Annotated in this window: 13 protein-coding genes; 9 read left to right on the top strand and 4 right to left on the bottom strand. The window is 53.6% G+C overall.

The window, feature by feature from the left end:
* Positions 1-164 precede the first annotated feature (164 nt).
* The 7 genes from C0557_RS14080 (at position 165) to C0557_RS14050 (ending at position 5,827) form a co-directional block, all read left to right on the top strand.
* Entirely contained in the window at positions 165-2,705 is a 2,541-nt protein-coding gene (locus tag C0557_RS14080; protein ID WP_208658949.1) for a DUF2169 domain-containing protein, read from the top strand.
* Positions 2,702-3,787, top strand: coding sequence for a pentapeptide repeat-containing protein (locus tag C0557_RS14075; protein ID WP_208658947.1), 1,086 nt, complete (start codon positions 2,702-2,704; stop codon positions 3,785-3,787). The genes C0557_RS14080 and C0557_RS14075 overlap by 4 nt, the downstream gene beginning before the upstream one ends.
* The gene (locus tag C0557_RS14070) at positions 3,784-4,389 is read left to right on the top strand and encodes a DUF3540 domain-containing protein (protein ID WP_208658945.1); all 606 of its coding nucleotides are present in this window, start codon (positions 3,784-3,786) and stop codon (positions 4,387-4,389) included. Before C0557_RS14075 ends, C0557_RS14070 begins: the two co-directional genes overlap by 4 nt.
* A 9-nt stretch (positions 4,390-4,398) precedes the next feature.
* Positions 4,399-4,791, top strand: coding sequence for a DUF4150 domain-containing protein (locus C0557_RS14065; protein WP_007371701.1), 393 nt, complete (start codon positions 4,399-4,401; stop codon positions 4,789-4,791).
* A gap of 131 nt (positions 4,792-4,922) precedes the next feature.
* Complete coding sequence (locus tag C0557_RS14060) at positions 4,923-5,225, top strand: hypothetical protein (protein WP_208658943.1); 303 nt, start codon at positions 4,923-4,925, stop codon at positions 5,223-5,225.
* A gap of 79 nt (positions 5,226-5,304) precedes the next feature.
* On the top strand, positions 5,305-5,484 hold the full coding sequence (locus C0557_RS14055) for a hypothetical protein (protein WP_208658941.1): 180 nt from the start codon (positions 5,305-5,307) through the stop codon (positions 5,482-5,484).
* A gap of 82 nt (positions 5,485-5,566) precedes the next feature.
* Positions 5,567-5,827 (top strand): hypothetical protein, encoded by a 261-nt coding sequence (locus tag C0557_RS14050; RefSeq protein ID WP_208658939.1) that lies wholly within the window; start codon positions 5,567-5,569, stop codon positions 5,825-5,827.
* Between the two features lie 291 nt (positions 5,828-6,118).
* On the opposite strand, the gene fumA is transcribed toward C0557_RS14050, so the two are convergent.
* On the bottom strand, positions 6,119-7,768 hold the full coding sequence (gene fumA / locus C0557_RS14045; protein ID WP_208658937.1) for a class I fumarate hydratase FumA: 1,650 nt from the start codon (positions 7,766-7,768) through the stop codon (positions 6,119-6,121).
* 51 nt (positions 7,769-7,819) lie between these two features.
* On the bottom strand, positions 7,820-9,331 hold the full coding sequence (locus C0557_RS14040) for an anion permease (RefSeq protein WP_074777485.1): 1,512 nt from the start codon (positions 9,329-9,331) through the stop codon (positions 7,820-7,822).
* A gap of 638 nt (positions 9,332-9,969) precedes the next feature.
* On the opposite strand from C0557_RS14040, the gene C0557_RS14035 reads away from it, so the two are divergent.
* Together C0557_RS14035 and C0557_RS14030 are read left to right on the top strand one after the other, a co-directional pair.
* Complete coding sequence (locus C0557_RS14035; protein WP_208658935.1) at positions 9,970-12,747, top strand: flavocytochrome c; 2,778 nt, start codon at positions 9,970-9,972, stop codon at positions 12,745-12,747.
* A 156-nt stretch (positions 12,748-12,903) separates the two neighbouring features.
* Positions 12,904-13,866, top strand: a complete 963-nt coding sequence (locus tag C0557_RS14030) for an FAD:protein FMN transferase (protein ID WP_208658933.1) — start codon at positions 12,904-12,906, stop codon at positions 13,864-13,866.
* Here C0557_RS14030 and dcuR read toward each other — a convergent pair.
* Positions 13,847-14,566 carry a two-component system response regulator DcuR gene (gene dcuR, locus C0557_RS14025; protein WP_074777480.1) on the bottom strand — a complete coding sequence of 240 codons (720 nt, stop codon included), beginning with the start codon at positions 14,564-14,566 and terminating at the stop codon, positions 13,847-13,849. The genes C0557_RS14030 and dcuR overlap by 20 nt on opposite strands.
* Positions 14,563-16,179: a sensor histidine kinase gene (locus C0557_RS14020; RefSeq protein WP_208658931.1), complete on the bottom strand. Its 1,617-nt coding sequence runs from the start codon at positions 16,177-16,179 to the stop codon at positions 14,563-14,565. Before C0557_RS14020 ends, dcuR begins: the two co-directional genes overlap by 4 nt.
* Between the last annotated feature and the right edge of the window lie 23 nt (positions 16,180-16,202).

Genomic DNA, 16,202 nt, shown 5'->3' with positions numbered 1-16,202 from the left:
TTTGCTGTATAGCACCGCCAGCAGTTTGCATAAGCCACCGACGATGCAAATTAATTAATGAGCAGGCAATACTGCAAGCCCCATTCAGATACAATCTTCCAGACGTACTGAAATAAAAACATTTACCGCTCCAACACTATGCTTAATCTTCCAAAGGATGTTTTATGAAGATTATTAAACCGCTGCGACTGAGCGTATTAAATCGTCCATTTCGCCTGCAGGGACAAAATCACCTGGGTGTTTCTGTTATGGCACTCGCCGATATGAGTGCCTCGCCAAAATTGCGGCCTGAAGTTGAATTGTGGCAACTGGCTGCCAGCGAGTTACAAACCAGCGGCGGAGTATTGGATATGGCCATTCCGAAAGCGCGCGCTGAATTTCTCGCCACGGGCTATGCCTACACACAGCATCATCAGGATAAAACGACCTGTGCGGTACGCATCGAAGTCGATAAGCTGGTTAAAACACTGGCTGTCACCGGCGATCGCTACTGGGCGGGTTCGCGGCCGACAGCGCCGCAGCCGTTTGAACAGATGCGCCTCGACTGGAGCCGGGCTTTTGGCGGCGCTGGGTATGATGAAAACCCGCACGGCGTCGGGGCTGTGACGGAGACTCACAACGGCACGCAGTATCGCCGCCTGCCCAACATTGAAGCGTTGCAACAGCGCATGGTTTCACCCCGTGAGAAGCCTGAACCAGCGAGCTTTGGCCCGCTGGATCTGCTGTGGCCGCGCCGTTTTCGCCGGATGGGTAAAAACTATGATGCTCGCTGGCTGCAACATGATTTCCCTGGTTTTGCTCCCGATATAGACTGGCGCGTGTTTAACGCCGCCAGCCCCGATCAGTGGTGGGAAGATCGTGATTCACTGCCGCCGCAGGCCGCCTGGCGCATCTGGAATATGCATCCGCAAAAACCTGTTCAGGAAGGCGCATTACCGCCCTGGCAGGCGCGCTGCTTTATCCAGCGTCAGCGGGGGGACGAAATCCTGTTTGAAGAGATTGCCCTGCGCGCCACCACTGTATGGTTTTTCCCGCACCTGGAGCAGATGGTGCTCATCTGGCAGGGCAATCAGCGAATAAACGAAGATGATGCTGCTGACGTGCTGCATCTGATGCCCGCGCTGGAAAAAAACGGCGCAATACGCTCAGTTAACCACTACCGCAAAGTGCTCACTCAGCGCCTCGACAAAGAAAAAGGCGCGCTGTTTGCCTTTCGCGAGAAAGATCTGCTGCCAGAAGAGGTTATCGGCGCCTGGATCGATAACGAAGTGCAGGAAAATCACAGCCCGATGCGTGAAAACCAGAACGCCCGTGCGCTGCAATTGCGCGAGCAGCACCGCGCAAGGCTGGAAGCGCAGGGCAGTGATGTCAGTGACATTCTGAAAGAGAGTGACGAAACTGCGCTGCCAAGACTTGATGAACTGCCCGAGTTTATTGAAGAGATGGATCGAAAAGCTGCCAACATGCAGCAGCAGGCCGAAGCGCGTAAAGCTGAGATGGAAGCGCGCTACGCGGATGCCGCAGGCGGCGACAGCGGCGTCCGCGGGCCGGAATCAATGCATCGAATGCAGGAGCTGCTGGCTCGTAACGCCTCCCAACTGAGTGAGAAGAAGCTGGCTGAAAGCCGGGAAGCGCTGCACCAGATGTATCTGATGTCCGCAGCCCAGCAACCGCCGGCCATCAAACTGACGGGCGATATTGCGATGATTATCCGCCAGCGGGCGGAACGCACCGTGGCGCAGGGCGGCGATTTCAGCGGCCTCGATCTGACCGGAGCGGATTTTTCCGGCATGGATCTACGCGGCGCAAACTTTCACAAGACGTTACTCGAATGTGCCAATCTCAGCGGTTGCCAGCTTGATGGCGCGAACTTGACTCAGGCGATGCTGGCGCGTGCTGATTTGCAAAACGCATCCCTGCGTGAATGCCAGTTGGATCATGCTAGCCTCGCGCTGGCGCAGTGCCGACAGACGGATTTTCACGGGGCGCAATTTACTGAGACGGAAATGGGCGGCGCCCTGTTCGAGGCCTGCGATTTCAGCCATGCCCGTATCAGCAATGTGCTGCTGCGAGAGACGGGATTCAGCCAGTGCCTGTTTCAGCATGCCACGCTGGATAACTGTGTCTTTATGGAACTGGTGCTGCCGCAGCCCGACTTCAGCCACGCGGCGATGACAAAAACCAGCTTTATCAAGTGTGAACTTCTCAGGGCGACCTTTGCTCATGCCCAGCTTGATAGCTGCTCCTGGGTGGAGAGCCAGCTTGAACACGCTCACTTTGCCCATGCCGCGCTGATTACCTGCGCCGTCGCGTCGGGCGGCACGCTGGCGGGTGCAGATTTCAGCGGCGCGCATCTGAAACAGAGTAACTTCCGCCAGGCGCTGCTGACGCGGGCGCATTTTCGGCGGGCCACGCTGGATAACAGCGATTTCAGCGAAGCACAGTGTGAAAATGCTGACTTCAGCGGTGCGACGCTCACGGGCAGCCTGTTTATACGTACCGATTTTCGCCATGCGCGTTTTAACGAAGCCAATCTGATGGGGGCCATGTTGCAAAAGAGCCGCCTTGAAGGTGCCGATCTCAGCTATGCGAATCTGTTTCGTGCTGATTTATCGCAATCCATTACCAGTGAAGAAACACACTTTCACGGCGCTTATACCAAACGGGTAAAAACGCTGCCGAAGCGTGATGGAGAGGTGATATGAGCACATTAACTGCGGCGCAATTACAGCAGAAAGTGAAGGGCGGCGAAGCCATCATCGAACTGAGCCTCGATGGTATAGACCTGCGAGGATGCGATCTCTCTGGCGGTATCTTTCAGGAGGTTTCACTACAGGGTGCGAATCTGCAAGGGGCGAACCTGAAAGAGAGCATCTTTACCGAATGTATATTTCGCGGGGTGAACATTGCCGGGGCGCAACTGGATGAGACCATCTTTAACCAGTGCGACATGCCGGGTATTAACGCCAGCGGTACGACCTTAACGCACTGTGTGTTTAATGAGTGCAACCTTGCCAACAGCGATTTTTCCCGCTCGACCAGTGACGCCAGTCAATTTATGCGCTGCTCCCTGGTAAACAGCCTGTTCACTGGCTCGGCGCTGGAACGCTCCACCTTTTATGAAAGCCCGCTGGGTGGCGCAGCACTGACTGATTGCCAGAACCTGATGACAACCTGGTTTTGCATCGATCTCCGCGAAACAGATTTGCAGGGGAGCCAGTTTGAGCGGTCGGTCTTTTTTAACTGCGACCAGCGCGGGAAACGCTATGCACAGCAGCAGTTTATCGGCTGCCAGTTTACCGATAACCAACTGGATGGCGCAGATTTTACCGGCGCGCAGCTTACGCAATGTAACTTTAAAGGCGCATCGCTAAAACAGGCGCAACTGTGCAATGTCAACGCGACGCAGGCGCTGTTTATGGAAGCTGACTTGAGCGGTGCGAACGCCCAAAGCAGTTTATTTGATCAGGCTATTTTTGTCGGCGCGACACTCAACCAGGCAAGTTTTAAACAGAGCCGCTTTTTCCAGAGCATCCTGCAACAGATTGCAGCACGGCGAACGGAATTTACCTTGTGCGATTTTACCTACGCTGATTTTTCTTTTGCCGATGTGCGTGAAGCCGATTTTCGCGGCGCAGCGTTCTCCCGCACGCGCTTTCATCGTGCCCGGCAAGACAACGCGCGCTTTGCCGATCGCAAAGGCATCCTCGAACACGACGAAGAGTTACTGGCGGCGGAAGCCTGGAGCGCCGAACGCCACAGCAAAATCTACGGAGACCTTCTATGAACAATATCAACCATCAACTGCTTACGGCGGCGATCCCGTCCGGGCAATTCGCAGCGCTTGTGACCCACTGCTTCGATGACGGCAGCCTGATGGTCGAAAGTGAAGGGCGCGGCTGGCACTGCCGCCGGGCAGTAAGCTGCGTCATTGCGCCACAAGCAGGTGATACCGTACTGATTAGCGCGGTCGAAAACCAGATGTGGTTGCTTGCAGTACTGGAGCGGCTCAACCCGAATAGTGCTGAACTCAGCGTGCCGGGCGATTTGCATATCACAAGCCAGGGCGCGTTAAGCCTGAGCAGCGAGGCATTGAATATCAATGCGCTACAAGGCGATTGCCATATCAGCGAGATGAACTACAGCGGCGAAAAAATCTCGGCCTGGGTATCGCTGTCGCGCATTGTGGGGAAACGCGCGGAGTCGGTCTGGCAGAGCGTCACGCAGCTCAGCCAGCAGCTTTTTCGCCATACGCGCCAGACCGAGCATGTCCGCGCCGGGCAACTCGATATGAAAGCGGAAGATTATCTGCGCCTGCATGCACAAAATACGGTGATCACCTCGAAAGCGATCACCAAAGTCGATTCTGAACAGATCCATATGGGGTAAGGAGGGAACATGTTTGCCAATTGCCAGTTGATGGGGGTCGATCTTGCGTTTCCGGATGTCTGCCTGACCCCGATGCCTGCTCCCACACCGATTCCCTATCCGGATATCGCGCTGGGGCCGACCGCTATTCCGAACGCCCTTAACATTCTGTTTATGGGGATGCCCGCGCACAATATGGCGACGGTAACACCGCTGACGAATGGCGATAATCCCGGTGTGGCAACCGGCGTTGCTTCCGGCACGGTAATGGGTCCATCGCGCCATCTGACTGGCGCATTCACCGTGCTGCTCAAAGGCACGCCAGCGACACGCTTAACCAGCGTAAGCCTGCAAAACTCGACCAATGCCATCGGCATGCGCATTGTCCCCAGCCAGTTCAAAGTGCTGATGCTGGCTCCGTAACATATTTGCCTAAAAGTTACATACAAAAACATGTGGCTTCTTTTAAAGATGGAGCTTCGCGAATTGTAACCCGTAGCTCATACGAAGAGTATGGGATAGGTAAGCCAGATGCAGGAAGAACGGAGTTTGTGTTGACTAAGGATAATGCAACGAAAATCATCGGAGATGCTAATGGAGATCCAAAACTTATCGCTTCTAAACTAGGTATACCAGAGGAACAATTAAGCAATGATAGTCTGGTAATGGTTGAGTTTAAACCAACGGAACTATATTCTCCTCGAGTGCCATCAGGAAAAGAGTGGGGAGCGAATAGCGAGTGGTTACCTGGTGGAAAACTACCTAAGGGAGACTTAGAGGCTGTTGTTAATACAGAAGGCATGATTAACGGTAGGGATTTTATAGTTAAAGATATAGTTACAGGAGAAATGTTATGACTAACCTAAAAAAATATCAGTAAACCCGTGGGATTTTACACTTTATCAAAAAAAAGATGACGAATTTATTTTAAAGGTAATGTTGACCGAAGGTGATTATAAAATTGATGTGGCGAGATTTTTTTTGTTTTCGTTTGATGAGATAGTTAAACCGTTAGATGTTGATTACGTTAAAAGTATTTCTGAAAATATTCGCGCAAATTATAATTCTTTTCAATCAAGAGAATTAAGTAAAAAAGAATTTGACGATCTTGTCTGATGGTTTTTCGCGTCTAGTTAAATGACAATGCGATATTTACAACTGAAACTTGGTATTGTTTTTTGGCGTAATAAGGAAGTTGATGGTGAAAGTATATGTTGTCTGTTCACAACGAGGTGATTTTGAGTTGCTCAGGTCGGCTGACAAATGGATACTTTCAGTATTAATACCTAATTATTATCCAAATTCACATTTTGATGTTAGTAAATATTTTTTATTAACAGATGATGAAGTTACTCATAAAGAGGATGTCGAATATTTAAAGAAACTTGCTGAGAACATCAGGAAAGACTGGGGCTCATTTTCTAACCGGGAAGTTTCGGACGTTAAAATAGTACGTTAAACATTTCAGATAAATAATAATTGTCGAGGTCATATCCATAAAAGCAGTCGGCCGGGGGCGATGATGAATTATAAGGTGTTATCTTTCAGTCTCTGGCGTTGGTATATCTCTTTTTATTTATACTATCTTTTTTTATAAAAAACTGGTTTATATGCCGGTTTTTCATGCCTGGATGTAAATCAGATCTCGCGAGCGGGTGATATTCACCGATTTTTGATATGTGGAGCAAAGCCCTGGGCCGATCTCCTAAAAAAACACCCGGCGGTTTTCCCGGCCGGGTGTTTTCACATCTTAACGCTGGCTACAGCCTGCGCACTGTTTGTTCTGGATCTGCTGGAAGAAGTCGTTACCTTTGTCATCCACCAGAATAAACGCTGGGAAGTTCTCCACTTCAATCTTCCAGATCGCTTCCATACCCAGTTCCGGGTAAGCCACGCATTCGAGGCTCTTAATGCTCTGCTGCGCCAGTACCGCAGCCGGGCCGCCAATACTTCCCAGATAGAAACCGCCGTGTTTGGCACAGGCATCGGTCACTTGCTGGCTGCGGTTGCCTTTCGCCAGCATGATCATGCTCGCGCCGTGGGATTGCAGCAGATCCACGTAGGAATCCATACGCCCTGCGGTGGTTGGGCCGAGAGAACCGGAAGCATAACCTTCAGGCGTTTTTGCCGGGCCTGCGTAATAGATCGGGTGATCTTTCACGTACTGCGGCAGTTCTTCGCCGTTGTCGATCAGCTCTTTCAGTTTGGCATGGGCAATATCACGCGCCACGATGATGGTGCCGTTCAGCGACAGACGAGTCGATACCGGGAATGCAGAAAGCTGCGCCAGGATATCTTTCATCGGCTGATTCAGATTGATTTTCGCCACATTGCCTTCGCCCTGCTGGCGCATGGCTTCCGGAATATACTGCCCCGGATTGTGCTCCATTTTCTCAATCCAGATACCTTCGCGGTTGATCTTCGCTTTGATATTACGGTCAGCGGAGCAGGAGACACCCATGCCGATCGGGCAGGATGCGCCGTGACGCGGCAGACGGATCACGCGGATGTCGTGGGCGAAGTATTTGCCACCAAATTGTGCGCCGAGACCGAGGTTCTGCGCTTCCTGCATCAGTTCCTGTTCCAGTTGCACATCGCGGAACGCCTGGCCGTGCTCGTTACCTTCGGTCGGCAGACCATCATAGTAACGGGTTGATGCCAGCTTCACGGTTTTCAGCGTGGATTCAGCAGAAGTGCCGCCAATAACAAACGCAATGTGGTACGGCGGGCAGGCTGCCGTGCCGAGAGAGCGCATCTTCTCAACCAGGTAGTTTTTCAGTTTTGCCGGGGTGATCAGCGCCTTGGTTTCCTGGTAGAGATAGGTTTTGTTCGCTGAGCCGCCGCCTTTGGCGATGCAAAGGAACTTATACTCATTGCCATCCACGCTGTAGAGATCGATCTGTGCCGGCAGGTTGGTGCCGGTATTCACTTCTTTGTACATATCCAGCGGCGCGTTCTGTGAATAGCGCAGGTTATCTTCGGTGTAAGTGTTATACACACCGCGAGCCAGCGCCGCTTCATCGCCGCCGCCGGTCCATACGCGCTGGCCTTTTTTACCCATAATGATGGCCGTGCCGGTGTCCTGGCAGGTCGGCAGCACGCCCTTGGCGGCGATTTCGGAGTTACGCAGGAACTGCAACGCCACGTATTTGTCGTTTTCGCTCGCTTCCGGGTCAGTCAGAATGGCCGCAACCTGTTTCTGGTGGGAAGTGCGCAGCAGGAAAGAGGCATCGTGGAAAGCTTGTTGCGCCAGCAGCGTCAGCGCTTCGGGTTCCACTTTTAAGACTTCCTGGCCGTCAAAGTCGGCGACAGAAACGTGTTCACGGCTCAGCAGATAATATTCCGTATTGTCTTTCGCCAGCGGGAACGGATCCTGATATACAAAAGGTTTGTTCGACATAGCTCATTACTCCATAAAAATAAACCGCCGGGAAAACCCGGCGGTTGTGAATCAGAACATCATGGTAATCCACGGATAACCAATCAACAGCAGGGCGGCGAGGAAGATCGCACCGAAGATGGTGCCCAGACGCCAGTAGTCTTTGGTCGGCAGGTAACCGCTACCGTAGTAAATCGGGCTCGGGCCAGTACCGTACGGCGTGATGATGCCCATCACACCCAGAGAGGTACACAGAACCAGTACAACCACTTCCATATTGATGCCCGGAATGGTGGCGGCAATAGTCAGCATCGCCGGCAGCAGAGCAGTGGTGTGCGCCGTGGTGCTGGCAAACAGATAGTGCAGCAGGTAGAACGCCAGCAGCAGGGCGATAGTTGCCATCCCCGGAGAGATACCCGCCATCAGCAGGCCGCCTTCTTTACCCAGCCAGGCAATGAAACCGGTGGAGGAGAGGCCATCGGCCAGCGCAACCAGGGTGGCAAACCACACGAAGGTGTTCCAGGCCGGTTTGTTGCTGGTAATGTCGTTCCAGGTCAGTACGCCGGTCCACAGCATCAGGACCACAACCAGTAAGGCAGCCAGAGCCGGTTCAATAAAGTCGGCAGCGAAGATCCACATCAGCAGCGCACAGCAGACAAACACCAGCAGCAGGATTTCATTACGGGACATTTTGCCCAGTTTTTCCAGCTCGCGGCTCGCCCACAGCGGTACTTCATCATTCACTTTGACTTCTGGCGGGTAGAACAGGTAAGCCAGCAGCGGCATGGTCAGAATCAGCAGCACGCCGAGCGGCAGGAAGGCGATAAACCAGGTCCCCCAGGAGATGTTAATCCCGACGATGCTTTTCACCAGCGCCAGCGCCAGCAGGTTCGGCGCCAGAGCGGAGAGGAACATAGAACTGGTGATACAGGCGGCGGTGATGGCAACCCACATCAGATAGGAACCAATGCGGCGTGCGCTCGGATCGTTCGGTTTTGAACCGTACAGCGGCGGCAGGTTGGCAATAATCGGGTAGATAGTGCCCCCGCTGCGCGCGGTGTTAGACGGTGTGAACGGTGCCAGCAGCAGATCGGCGAAGGTGATAGCGTAACCGAGCGTCAGGCTGCGGCGGCCAAGGTATTTCACCAGAATCAGCGCCAGGCGGCGACCGAACTGCGTTTTATCGTAACCAGCGGCGAACATAAAGGCGCCGAAGATCAGCCAGACGGTAGAGTTACCGAAACCGCTCACCGCCCATTTAAAGGACTGGCCTGCGAGCTTGAATTTCGGATCGGCTAACTGCTCAGGGCTAAACAGCAGCCACTGACTGCACAGCGCGATGACCACCACGCCGGTCAAACCGATAACGGCACCCGGCAGCGGTTCGAAGATCAAACCGACGATCACGCCGACAAAGATAGCGAAGTAGTGCCACGCGAAAGGCGGTAAGCCCTCCGGCACCGGAACAAATAGCAGGAGCACTGCGACGATAATCGGCAGCGCCATCATAATCAGGCGGTTTTTATTTCCGCCTTTCGCACTGGCTGCACTGGCAGACGGCGGTGTTGTCGTTTTCTCTTTCATAGTGAGCATCTACAAGTAGTTAAAAATTCGGGGTCGGTAGCAGATTTCAACGTCACTTTATTTACTTACATAAGTTACTTTAGTTCTTTATTGTGACTTTTCATATTCTGCCGGGTTTTTTCTAACGCATCTTTATCTGCATTAAATTAAGAAAGTTTCTGTTTTTATATATTGCGCTTCCACTCGCTAATGCTCTTGATTGAGATCAAAAAAACGCAAGCGCCATAGGTTTTTTTTATATATTTTCAATACCCACATAGCAGTATGTGGTTATTCTGTGAGAAACATCTCAATTGTTAAATATTGGTGCTGATAATAAATCTCATTTATCGATTTTTCTTGGTTAACTTATTGATAACAAGGTTCTTGTTTGGCTTTTGGATACGCTTTGCTCCGTTGATTAAGTAATCACAATGTTACCGGTAATTAATATGATGTGAATGCATTATTTAAAATTGATAATACAGTAGAGGTAGTGCTGTTATTAAGGTGGTTAAATAGTTTTTTAACTAACGTAATTAATTTTGTAAGTAGAATTAGAGGTATATTAAATACACGACAAATGGATTTCCAAACGAAAATAAAAAATAAATCCGTCACCGAATTCAAAGTTTATAAATTTAGATTTGGAGTTAAATATGACCAGCAACGAGCGCATCCTCAGCCCCTTTACATTACCAAACGGCGTAGAACTGAAAAACCGTTTGTTAATGGCTCCGATGACCACCTGCACCGGTTATTACGATGGTACTGTCACCAGTGAACTGGTTGAATATTATCGTGTACGTGCCGGTAGCATTGGGACAATTATCGTAGAGTGTTGTTTTGTTGACGATCTGGGGCTCGCATTCCCCGGCGCAATTGGTATTGATAACGACGAAAAAATTGCTGGTCTGGCAAAAATCGCCGAAGCCATCAAAGCGGAAGGCTCTAAAGCGATCCTGCAAATTTACCACGGCGGCCGCATGGTCGAGCCGAAACTGATTGGCGGTCGCACGCCGATTGCGCCAAGCGCGATTGCCGCTCCGCGTGACGGTGCCGCCACGCCGGTGGCGATGACCACGGCGGAAGTGGAAGCGATGGTGGTGAAATTTGGTGAAGCGGTACGCCGCGCCATTCAGGCCGGTTTTGATGGCGTGGAAATCCACGGCGCCAACACCTACCTGATCCAGCAATTCTTCTCACCGAACTCGAACCAGCGTGACGACGAGTGGGGCGGCAGCCGCGATAACCGCGCGAAATTCCCGCTGGCGGTGCTGGATATCACCCACAAAATGGCGCGTCAGTACGCGGATGATGCCTTTATTATTGGTTACCGCTTCTCGCCGGAAGAGCTGGAAGTTCCCGGGATCCGCTTTGATGACACCATGTTCCTGCTGGAAAAACTGGCGGCGCGCGGTGTCGATTACCTGCACTTCTCTGTTGGCGCGGCGCTGCGTCCTTCCATTAATGACACCAGCGATCCGACGCCGCTGATTGATAAATATTGCGCGATGCGCTCTGACGTACTGGCGCAGGTTCCGGTGATGGGCGTGGGCGGTGTGGTTAACGCGGCTGAGGCAGAGCAGGGGCTGGATCACGGTTACGATCTGATCGCCGTGGGTCGTGCCTGTATCGCTTATCCGGACTGGGCGGCACGCATCGCCAAGGGTGAAAACCTCGAACTGTTTATCGACAGCACTCAGCGTGAAGCGCTGAATATTCCGGAACCGCTGTGGCGCTTCTCGCTGGTGGAAGCGATGATCCGCGACATGAGCATGGGCGAAGCGAAATTTAAACCGGGTCTGTTCGTTGAAACGGTACAGGACGACACCAGCGAAATGGTGATTAACGTTAGCCTGGAAACCGATCGTATTACCGGTATCGAACTGGCCTCTGCGCCGCAAAGCGTAGAGTTCACCAGCAGCTTTGAAGAGATCCGCGATCGCATCCTCGATGCCAATTCGCCGCATGTCGATGCTATCTCCGGCGCGACCAGCCAGAGCGAAGCGGTGAAAAAAGCGGTGTCGAAAGCGATGCTGAAATCCAGCAAAGCGCGCGTGGCCGAAGAGGGCGGCGATGTCACGGCAGTGAAAAATTATGATGTCGTGGTCGTCGGCAGTGGCGGCGCAGGTCTGGCGGCTGCCATTCAGGCGCACGACGAAGGCGCGAGCGTGCTGATCGTTGAGAAAATGCCGACCATCGGCGGTAACACTATTAAAGCCTCTGCCGGGATGAACGCGGCAGAAACCCGCTTCCAGCGCGTAAAAGGCATCCAGGACAGCAAAGAGCTGTTCTTCGCTGAAACGCTGAAAGGCGGCGGTGACAAAAACAATCCGGAACTGCTGCGCCGCTTTGTGGAAAATGCGCCGGAAGCGATCGAATGGCTGGCGCGTCGCGGCATCATGCTGAACGACATCACCACAACTGGCGGGATGAGTATCGACCGTACGCACCGTCCGCGTGACGGATCGGCCGTCGGCGGTTACCTGATCAGCGGCCTGGTGCGTAACGTCACGAAACGCGGTATCGATGTGATGCTGGATACGTCTGTCGAAGAAATTCTGTTCACTGAGGGTGAAGTGCGCGGCGTGCGTCTGCTGAATGACGAGCAGGAAACCCTGAACGTGCAGGCGAAAAGCGTGATTGTGGCGACCGGCGGCTTCAGCGCCAACAGCGCGATGGTCGTGAAATACCGTCCGGATCTGGAAGGTTTTGTCACCACCAACCATAAAGGCGCAACCGGCGGCGGTATCGCACTGCTGGAACGTCTGGGTGCCGGAACCGTGGATATGGGCGAAATCCAGATCCACCCGACCGTTGAACAGAAAACTTCCTATCTTGTTTCTGAGTCGATTCGCGGCGGCGGCGCGATTCTGGTCAGCCAGCAGGGCAAACGCTTCTACAATGAGATGTCGACCCGCGATAAAGTCTCAGCGGCAATTATCGCGCTGCCGGAACATTACGCTTACATCGTGTTCGATGAGCATGTCAGAGCGAAAAACAAAGCGGCCGACGAGTACATCGCAAAAGGCCTGGTGACCAGCGCCAGCTCGCCGCGTGAACTGGCGGACAAACTGGGCATCGACCATCATGCGTTCCTTGCCACGCTTGAACGTTACAATGGCTTTGTCGAAAAACAGCACGATGAAGATTTCGGTCGTACCACCGCGCTGCGTGCGCCGATTAACGAAGGCCCGTTCCACGCCATTCAGATTGCGCCAGGCGTACACCACACCATGGGCGGTGTGACCATCAACACCGAAACGGAAGTGCTGGATACTGAACAGCAGGTCATTCCGGGCGCGTATGCGGCGGGTGAAGTGGTTGGCGGTATCCACGGCGGTAACCGTATCGGCGGTAACGCGGTTGCGGATATCATCATCTTCGGTTCGCTGGCGGGGCATCAGGCGGCGGTTCGCGCCAAACGTCGTTAAACGCGGTAGCCGGGCGACCGGCTATTCACAGCACTGATAATCAGAGCCGTCATCAGGTACTATTACCGGGTGGCGGCTTTGTTGCAGATGGATTGCGTAAATCTTCCCCGCTGGCAAGCCTGTTAGCCGGTCCCCCCGTCAATGAAGGAGAGTGCGATGTCTGATAACCGTGTCTGGAGCTATTCTGCGGTGCTGATGGGCTCGCCCATCCTGCTGAAACTCTTCTCCCACGATGACGCGCTCGCGTCGCGCGTTTTTTCGCTTATCAAACAGTACGAAGACCTCTTTACCGTTAACCGCGCCGATTCGCAGGTAATGGATATCAACCACGCCGCCGGGCGTCATCCGGTCGTCGTCAGTCGCCCGGTGTATGAACTGATCAAATGCGCCAAAGCCGCCAGCCAGTTGCCGGACAGCGCGTTTAACCTGGCGATTGGCCCGCTGGTGAAACTGTGGCGCATCGGTTTTAAGGGCGATTCTGTTCCGGCGGCGGATGAGATTGCCGCGCGGCTGCGCATCACGCGCCCGCAGGATGTTGTGCTTGATGATGCCGCCGCCAGTGTGTTTCTGGCGCAGCCAGGCATGGAGATCGATCTGGGTGCCATTGCAAAAGGGTTTATCGCCGATCGGGTGCGCGACTACCTGCATCAGCAGGGCGTCAGCGACGGGCTGATCAACCTCGGTGGCAATGTACAAACGCTGGGATCGCCGCAGGGCGGCTGGACCATCGGTGTGAAAAAGCCCTTCGCCGCTGCCGATGCGCTGGTGGGTTCGATTGAAGTGGTGAATAAATCGGTGGTGACATCCGGCACCTATGAGCGCTATTTCGAGCAGGACGGCAAACTATGGCACCATATCCTCGATCCGCGCAGCGGCTATCCGCTGAATAACGAACTCGATAGCGTGACCGTGATTTCCACCGACTCCCTCGATGGCGATATCTGGACCACGCTGCTGTTTGGGCTGGGTGTTGAAAAGGGCTGCGCATTGCTGCGCCAGCGGCAGGATATTGAAGCGATTTTTGTCAGCAAAAACCGCGACATTACCCTCTCATCGCGGCGTCAGTTCCGCTTCACGCCGCTCGATGACAGCTACCGGCTTACTGACTGTACTGCTTAAGCAGGCTGTACTGTTCAGCAATCAACTGATAGCGGTAAACCGGTCGCCCGGTGGCGCCATAGTGAATGGTGGTGTAGAGAATGTTAATCTGCGCCAGCCAAATCAGGTACTTACGGCAGGATACGCGGGAAATATTGACCGCATTTGCCAGTTCATCGGTTGAAAACTCGATACCCGGATGGGCGTCAATCCACTGACAAATGGTGCGCAGGGTTTGCGCGGTCAGCCCTTTTGGCAGACGGCGCGTGTCAGCCACTTCCGGTGCGCCGCCGTGCAGCAGGCGATCCACATCCGATTGCTCATAGTAAGGGCGCGCATCCATCAGCTTGCGCTTTTCGCGCCACGTGGTAAGCGCCTCTTCGAAACGCGGGAACTGGAACGGTTTAATTAAATAATCGACCACACCGTAGTGCAGTGAAGTCTGAATGGTGGCGGCATCGGCAGATGACGTAATCATAATGACGCCGATAGCGCGCCCGCTGGCGCGAATAATTGGCAGCAGATCCAGCCCGCTGTCTTGTTGCATATACACGTCCAGCAGCACCAGATCGATATTGCGCAGCGGATCTTTAATCATCTCCTCAGCCTGATGCAGCGACGACGCAGTTCCGCAGCACTGAAAGCCGGCAATCTGCGTCACATACATGCGGTTCAGTTCTGCCACCATGGCATCATCGTCAACAATTAATACATTTATCACGCTGTCTTCCTTTCACTATCCCAGGGGAGATGGACAAAAAATTGGGTAAATACGCCGGGTTCTGATTCAACGGTCAGGGTTCCGCCCAGCTCGGTAAGCTGCTGACTGGCAAGAAATAGCCCAACGCCACGGTTATCGCCTTTGGTCGAAAAACCTTTCCGGAAAATAACATCAATGTTGTCCGGGGCAATGCCAGGACCATCGTCGCTGACCTCGCCGACAAGCCAGCCATCCTGATAATGCAGCAGCAGGCTGACTTCGCCCTCCACTTGCTGGCTTAACGCATCAAGCGCGTTTTCTATCAAGTTACCGAGCACTGTTACCAGCACGGTTACCTGTTTTTCGTTCGGATTATCCGGAACCAGGCTTTCATCAGCCAGCGTCAGGGTCACACCGCGCTCTTTCGCCCGGTTGAGCTTACCTAACAGAAAACCGGCGACCACCGGCGATTTAATCCGGTGCTGAATGGCGCCGATATCGGTCTGATAATTCTGTGCCGTTTGCAGCACATAATCCTCCAGCTTGTCATAACGCTTCATATTCAGCAGGCCGAGGATCACATGCAATTTATTCATAAATTCATGGGAGGTGGTGCGCAGGGCGTCAACATAGTTCACCATCCCGTCCAGCCGTTGTAACAACTGGCTGACTTCTGTTTTATCACGGAACGTGCTGATAGCACCGATAATCGTGTTCTGGCTGCGCACTGGCACGGTATTGCACAGCAACAGCAGGCCATTACAGCCCAGTTCACGATCCTGAATCGGCACCCCGGTTTTCAACACCTCCAGCAGATCGGCCAGCAGCGGCGCGTGCCCGGCAACGCCATCGGCGGCATTGGTCAACAGCATCTGTCGCGCGGCGTGATTAAGCAGCGTAACGCGCCCGTCGGCATCCACCGCAATCACCCCTTCTTTAAGCGACTGTAACATTGCCTGGCGCTGCTTAAACTGCGCGGAGATTTCGTACGGTTCCAGCCCCAGCAGAATACGTTTCAGCACCCGCACCAGTTGCCAGATACCAAGATAGCCAATCAGCGCGCTGAACAGCAGCGTCCACATCACCGCCCAGCGGCTGCGGTTTACCTGATCCTGCACTTTGCTGAGTGAAATGCCGACCACCACCACGCCAATTTGCCGATAGCGGTTGTCATAAACCGGCGTAAATACGCGCAGCGCCGGTGCCAGCGTACCGCGGTTCACCGCCACATTCTCTTTGCCATGCAGCGCGGGCTGCAGGTCATCGCCGATAAAACTCTGCCCGATGATTGCGGCATTCGGATGCGAATAACGAATCCCCTGCATATTGGTAACGATGGCGTAGAGCAGGTCATTGCGCGCGGTTACCGCCGAAGCCAGCGGCTGAATCACGTTGCTGTCCGGCGGCAACAGCAGACCGCGTTTGATCTCCGGCGCGTCAGCCAGCGTGCGGGCCACTGCCAGCGCCGTCTCTTTCACCCCATCGCGCGTGGCGTTGCTGATTTGCCAAAACCACAGGGCAAACGCCAGCAGTAACACTGAGCCGGTGACGCTGCACACCATCAATGTCACCGTGGTGCCGAGCTTCATCGGACGTTTGCGCGGTTTTATCGCCGCAGGCGCTAAGTCACTCATGCCAGATCTGATTCTCTCTCTTA

Origin of the sequence: Kosakonia sp. MUSA4, from assembly GCF_013085925.1 — a bacterium.
GTDB lineage: Bacteria > Pseudomonadota > Gammaproteobacteria > Enterobacterales > Enterobacteriaceae > Kosakonia > Kosakonia sacchari_B.
The sequence above is the reverse complement of the archived record's forward strand: the minus strand, read 5'-3'. Positions and strand labels throughout refer to the sequence as shown.